The following is a 6,250-nucleotide window of genomic DNA, read 5'->3' on the forward strand; positions in this document are numbered from 1 at the left end:
GATGGTGACGAGGCTCGACAGTTACTCACCACTGCGGGATTACCCCTATTTAAAAGAGGAATTAAACGTTATTCCGCCTTTCAGAAGGCATCCCTTAACGGTGTTGTTGTTTCCGAGGTGAGTGATTCAAAAGCGGGTATAGCCTGGTCTGACTACAAAGCCACTGGAAAAGAAATTGTTGAGGAGATTTTGACATGAGCAAATTTAAAGGGATTTTGGACAGTCACAAACAAACGGCCCCAACAGAAAGCCAAAGGAAACCTAAAACAAAAGGCAAACGTAGCGACCCAGATTATGAACAAGTCTCTGCCTATATCCGCAAGGAAACCTATAGAAATGTCAAAATTGCCTTGCTCCAAGAGGAAGAAAAAAGAGATTTTTCTGATTTAGTTGAGGCCCTGCTATCTGAATGGTTGAGTAATCAATAAAGCAAGTACGCAAGTCAGTGGATAGTCACAATTGAAAAACCTTGGCTTCAAAAGCTTCTACGCAAGTCAGCGATTATTCGTCAACTTGCATACGCAACAGGGCAAGTTATTTTACTAGGGGTTTGTGTTCAATCCACCAATCCGACGTAAATCTTGTGGGCCAAATGACCAGGGCAATAATTCAGCCATTGATAGCGGCCCGGTGGGGGTCATAACTTGTAATTCCTTACCGCCATGCTCCAACAAAACCTGACGACAGCGGCCACAGGGAGCAAGATAATTATCCTGACTATCAACACAGACCACTGCCAGTAAACGTCCCCCGCCAGTAGCTATCAAATGGGAAACCAAACCACACTCGGCACAAAGGGTTAAGCCATAGGAGGCATTTTCGACATTACAACCAACAACAATTCGCCCGTCATCCACGAGTCCTGCCGCCCCCACTAAAAAATGAGAATAGGGGGCATAGGCATTTTGTCGAACCTCAATGGCAGATCGATGTAACTGCTCCCAACAAATATCAACCATTGGCAAAACCCCGAATTATCCGTTGGTGACTTTACTGTACTTTCTAGCTATCCAACAGTCTCAAAAAAATTACCAGGGGTTTCGAGAATAAAACGGATTCTTCCAATGTAGTCAAAAAGCATTTATGGCAACTGACTAAACATCCAAAAGTCCAAGTACGCAAATATTTGGTAATTCGCATACGCATCAGGCTACAAACTCAACTAGGTGAAAGTTCAGTTCATCCAACAAAGATCAGGTAACAGTCTCCAAAAATTACTAGGGGCTAATTATGCAATCCACACCAGTCCATCGGAAGAGGCTAACCGATCGCCGTTGTGGGGTCAATTAGTCCGTTGCCTTGCCAAGATATTGCAGAATGAGGATTACATCCACTTTCTTTCTATCCCATTCCTGCACCATATCAAGCTTATCCTTGGGAATATAGGCGGAGCGTTTAACCCGTTTCCCCTTCAGTTCAAGCTCATAGTGATAGTAGTACTGCTCATAGGATTTCTTACCGGAGCGGGTCTGTTTTTCGCAATAGTACAGTCGGATATAACCACTACCCTGACCCCTAGATCGCCGGCGGCGTACTTCTGGTAAGGGCCATCGAAGTTTTATTTTCACCCTGGGGCCAGTGGTGCTGGAGGATGGTGTGACAGTCGGGGTCAATTTCAACAAACTGAGTTGTTTGTATTTTTCCTCTGGTTTGTTCTGCGGCCAGGGTGAATCCCCCACATCCGGCAAATAGGTCGAGGTGTTTAAGGGTTCCATGGCTAAAACTCCTTTTCATATTGAGGTTTGCAGTTTAGTTAAAAAACAAGTCAAACAGGGGCCGGGGGACCAGTATCAAGGAAAGACCAGAAAGTTGCCAGGATAGTAGAGCGTAAACGCTGGGGCAAAGTGGGTAAATAGTCCTCGGCAAAGGATCGCCAACCGACAATTTGGATAATTTCCACCACTTCGGCGATCGCCTCTGGGAGGTCAATTCCTAGTAAAGCCAAAATTTCCGGCGGCAGATCCTCCAGGTGGGAACCGAGCCTTATAGGGGGTTTATAAGAGGAACTTCCCAGTTCAGTTGTATCCAGTAATGTCTTGGTAACTTTAGTGAGGGTAGCTCCAGCATTGGTCAACACATCGGTCACATTGCGACGACTGCAACCCAGCTTTTCGGCAATGGCACTGCCGGTGGTGAAGCCAGAACGGATCGCCTCGACAATATGCCAGCGGGCAATCTGGGAACGATCGCCAGCGTGGGGGGTAATTTCAAAACCATGGAGACAAACATAGTCCGCCCCAAATTTCTTGACCCAACTTAGGTCATGGATGGCATTGTGCTGGGGGTCGCCGGTGACAATGAAATGGGTAAATTGCTGGCGGGGGTAGCGGTTAGCCCGTTGACGACCAAAGTTTTGCAGGACTTCCCTTTGGGAGCGGCGGTGGTAATGTTCCTCAAAATCTTCAATTTGTCCGCCAGTGGCCAGGAATTGGGCCTTGATGGCCCCCAGGTTAGGCAGGGGTAAACCACAGGAGAGCATCTGGGGCTGACCCTCAAATTGATTACTACCCCGACTATCCCGATACCATTGCCCCTCCGCCAATAGGGTTTCCAGTTGGGCCTTGTAGGTGAGCACTGGCATGGGGCCATAGGCTTGGAATAATGCGTCTTTGACGGCGATCGCCTTTTCCATGGCCTTGTCACTGGGTCGGGAGCTACCCCACCCCGGCAACACAATTTGCACAACCTTGAGATTCTGGAAAGGTTTTTCCGTTTTCCGTTTGATTACTTTCACCTCGTCCTTGGCCAGGTTGAGCAAACAGGCAAAATCCGCCCCATTGTTGGTGGCATCCAGGGCAATCACATAATCAGCATCCCGAATGGGGGCCAACTCGTGACGGCGATCGATGGTGAGCAGCAGATTTTGGGGAAACAATTGGATTTGGACAGAGGCCTGGCCATGGAGGCAACGGAGTAGATGAATTAGGCCATTGCTGGGTAATTCCTGGAGTTTTTCCTCCGTTATTTTCGTCGCTTCCCCCACAGCGTATTGATTACTGCGGCGGAACTGGCCCTTGAGTTTGGCGGTTTCCTTCGCCGTTAAACCTGCAAAAACTTCCTGGTTATCCTTGAAGGTGGCCAAGGTGGGAGCTGGAAAAATATCAAATAAGTCCCGTTCCCGTTGCTCCAGTAGGGTAATTAGTTCCCCCAGTAGTTCTTGGTTAAGCTCTTGGCTATGGTTAAGCACATCAGCGGTGTCCAGGCCCAACTTGGGAGCGTCAGCCATTAACCCTTCTAGCAGAGATGCTATTTGATCCAGAATATTTTTTTGGGCAGATGATAACTGGGAGTGGCGACGATGGTAGGCAATTTCTTGGTCTAGCTCCCCAATATTGGTATTGATGGTTTTGGTGGGTTGCTCCTCCGCCGGTTCATCCCAAATCACCACGGTCAGTTGATTTTCCCCTTTAGCGGGAATTTGGCTGGGGTGACAGCGAATAATTTGGTGTTGCAGGGCTAAGCGCCGTTGCTGGCGGAACATACCGGGGTCAGTACCACAGTAGTTAAAAGCTGGGCAGGAGTGACAAATGGGATTATGTTTACCGCCCTGGTGGGGGTTATAGCCCTTTTCCGCCACCTGGTTAAACTGCCTAGAACGGATACAGTTAGCCGCTTCCTCTAGCTCCCCATGGGGAAAATACCGGTCTCCATGGCGGGTGGGCATGGCTTGAATGGCGGTTAAAGCCTCCACCGTGGGTTGCCGGTAGGAATGGGAAGTCAGATAAATCTTGATTTCCTGCTCTGGATGCAATGTTTCCAGTCGATGTAACAGGGCCTTAGCCAGGGGGACAATGGCATGGGACTTACCATCCCCAGTCCAGGAAGCATCGAGAACGTAGCGATTTTTTTCTAGCTGTTTAATTAGGGCATCAACCCGGTCTCCGGTGAACAGTTCCCCCCCAATCACAGGAGCACCAAAGCCCTGGGGTTTAACCCGTTTGACCTGCTTAGTAATCCAGTCGGCAAACTGTTCTACTTTGCTTTTGGGTCGTTGGGGACAGTAACTAAGAAATTGTTCAGGGGAGATAAACTCAACCAGGCGATCGCCCGCTATCTCGTCAATGTCGCCATCAGCTTTGGTAAATTGTCCCCACCAGGCAACGGTGACGGGGTTGGTTAGGGTTGCTAAGGTTTCGCCATGGGAACGGCTTATCCGGGCATCCTGAACACTTCCCCCATCGGGAATCAGAACTAATTGAGCATCGGGATTAAGGTTGGTGATTATCTCCTTAAGGGTTTCGGGGGACTGTAAAAACTGGTAGCCACTGAATCCAATGACAGGGAATTCCAAGCGATTGGCGGCGGCGGGGGCCTTAAACTCTAATCCCTCACACAATCCGATCCGTTGGGGTTTGGCGGTGCTGGCCAGTCCACCGGGCCAAAACAGTCCTATGGGGTTTTCCCCGTTAGCCAGGTGGGGAGTGATACCTCGCTTCTTACTGCTAAGCCAAACATATTTAGGGTTGCCAGTGGTCTTATGGTCTGGGTCGTGTAGCCGCATTGCTATCAATCGACCAAGATGGTCAGGAACCACCTCTAAAATCCCATCCCAACCGTTGTTTAGTTGGTTACCTAACTTCGATACCCCGGCAAGGTTAACGTGGGCAGGTTGGGCTAATTTCTGCCACCTCTTAACAGAACGACAGCGGTCAATAATTTCTGGGGGAACGCTCCGGTTTTCCAGGTAACGGCGAGCTCCATCGGTCAAAGTGAGTTGGCTGAGGATGCCCCTTATTTCAGCATCCCGACGATCCGGGTCTAGGCATTTCTCTAGCCGTTGCCGTTCAATTTCTCGGTTTCTGGTTTCCCTCTCCTCCTTCCTTTTTTCCCAGGCTTGTCGGTCAAAATCACCATCCTTGCGGGGGTAATGAACACCCCAAAGTCCATTCTCACTGGGTTTGACGTAGCGATAATCGGGATGACCATCTCCGTCGGGGAAAGTCATGCACAGTACCCCACCATCGGCTATGGTGCGGCAATTGCCATTGGTTTTAGCGCAGACTGGGCAAGGATTGTGGCGGCTGGTGGGTTGTAATTTGTTCTGCCCAAAGCTGGAATGGTTCGGGTTATTGACTAGGAGGGGGGAGAATGCGCTAGAATAGGCCCCGTGTGAAGTTTTATAATGCTTCATCTCAGAAGCCTCCTTCCCTTTGGTTGCTTCTTGCTCTCCCAAAGAGCACAAACATCGATTCTTTCTAGATACGCATCCTTTCTTAGGACAACTAGAGCAGACCTGAATTCCACCCGCCGCCAAGCAAGAGGGAATTTGGGTCTTTGGTTGTTTTGGGGAACTACAGGATGCGGCTGACCTTGCCGCTGAAACATTTCAAACCTCTAAATACTGAATGGGGAACGCTGGATCCTCCCAATAAATTTACAGGATTTTGCACTATTTTTTTGTTATTGGCGATGGGCCTTTTTTGCCCGTTGCCTTTTTTAGTGGGGTATGGGGGTAGAAGAACTCCGGGGGTAAAGGCTAGTAATTCAAGACCATAACTTAAAAGTCCCATCTTTTTCAAGGAGTTTGAAAATTTTTTCTTTGGGTTGACCGTGAGGGGGTAGTAGCATCGTTTTTGTAATTGCGCTAGAAATAAAAAACCGTTAAGTTTTGAGTCATAGAGAGGTTATCAGCATTGTTTCCTAAGTGGGAGCAGATAAATCTAAATACTTTCTAGCTAAATAGCTAAAGTAAAAAAGTCATTTAATATACAGAAACTTATAGGTCTTATCAATCTTGGTTATAGTTAAATCTCCGGGCTATTTTTGCCCCAAAGTACTTTCCCGCAATGGTTAAAGCTTACTCGGGGCAAGAATCCCTCAGTGTCACTGACGGTTGAAATTTTATTTAGGATTTGGCTTGTTTTCTCTTGAGCCATTCTTCCCGTGAGATAGTGCCAGGGGCCAAAACTGTCTGTTTCTCTGGTTCTTGCCGTTGTCCCATTTTGAGGGGCTGGGGTTTGTTTTTCCGCCATAGGTCACGGCCCAGGCCAAACTTGGCGCAACATCTTCTCAGGGCCATGGCCTCCGCATTACTGGAAGGATCACCGTAGCTATTGCAATCAATGTCTTCTGTGCCGGTGGCCTGCCTGGTCAAACTGCGGTCATCCCCATGGATTGTGAGGGAGCCGGTGAGGGTGAGGCGATCGCCAATTTGTTGGGTGTCGATGATTAACCATTCCCAACCCCCCAGGCCACAAAGATCGTCGAGCAAGTCCGCTAGGTCATACCAGGCCACAAAATCAACGGAACC

5 protein-coding genes and 2 pseudogenes are annotated in these 6,250 nt (G+C 48.7%); 2 read left to right on the top strand and 5 right to left on the bottom strand.

The features are described from left to right. Together H6G46_RS10175 and H6G46_RS10180 are read left to right on the top strand one after the other, a co-directional pair. Window positions 1-198 (top strand): annotated as a pseudogene (locus tag H6G46_RS10175) (ParA family protein); the annotation flags it as partial. Next, window positions 195-428 carry a hypothetical protein gene (locus H6G46_RS10180; protein WP_011153854.1) on the top strand — a complete coding sequence of 78 codons (234 nt, stop codon included), beginning with the start codon at window positions 195-197 and terminating at the stop codon, window positions 426-428. The pseudogene H6G46_RS10175 and the gene H6G46_RS10180, both read left to right, overlap by 4 nt. Window positions 429-542: 114 nt before the next feature. On the opposite strand, the gene H6G46_RS10185 is transcribed toward H6G46_RS10180, so the two are convergent. The 5 genes and pseudogenes from H6G46_RS10185 to H6G46_RS10205 form a co-directional block, all read right to left on the bottom strand. Further along, a complete protein-coding gene (locus tag H6G46_RS10185; RefSeq protein ID WP_011153853.1) occupies window positions 543-959 on the bottom strand; it encodes a cytidine deaminase in 417 nt (138 codons plus the stop codon). Window positions 960-1,286: 327 nt separating this feature from the next. Then, a complete protein-coding gene (locus H6G46_RS10190) occupies window positions 1,287-1,679 on the bottom strand; it encodes a hypothetical protein (RefSeq protein WP_223211262.1) in 393 nt (130 codons plus the stop codon). After that, window positions 1,627-1,734, bottom strand: a pseudogene (locus tag H6G46_RS18740) (DNA cytosine methyltransferase); the annotation flags it as partial. The gene H6G46_RS10190 and the pseudogene H6G46_RS18740, both read right to left, overlap by 53 nt. 31 nt (window positions 1,735-1,765) lie before the next feature. After that, window positions 1,766-5,131 (bottom strand): hypothetical protein, encoded by a 3,366-nt coding sequence (locus H6G46_RS10200; protein ID WP_011153850.1) that lies wholly within the window; start codon window positions 5,129-5,131, stop codon window positions 1,766-1,768. 714 nt (window positions 5,132-5,845) lie between these two features. Continuing rightward, window positions 5,846-6,250, bottom strand: a 405-nt coding sequence (locus H6G46_RS10205) for a hypothetical protein (RefSeq protein ID WP_242021174.1), incomplete at its 5' end; no start/stop codon positions are given.

This window comes from Synechocystis sp. FACHB-908, from assembly GCF_014698595.1.
GTDB lineage: Bacteria > Cyanobacteriota > Cyanobacteriia > Cyanobacteriales > Microcystaceae > Synechocystis.

Excerpts from the sequence above, each read along its gene's own strand:
- H6G46_RS10185 (WP_011153853.1), bottom strand. The coding sequence starts at position 959 with ATGGTTGATATTTGTTGGGAGCAGTTACATCGATCTGCCATTGAGGTT.
- H6G46_RS10180 (WP_011153854.1), top strand. The coding sequence starts at position 195 with ATGAGCAAATTTAAAGGGATTTTGGACAGTCACAAACAAACGGCCCCA.
- H6G46_RS10200 (WP_011153850.1), bottom strand. The coding sequence starts at position 5,131 with ATGAAGCATTATAAAACTTCACACGGGGCCTATTCTAGCGCATTCTCC.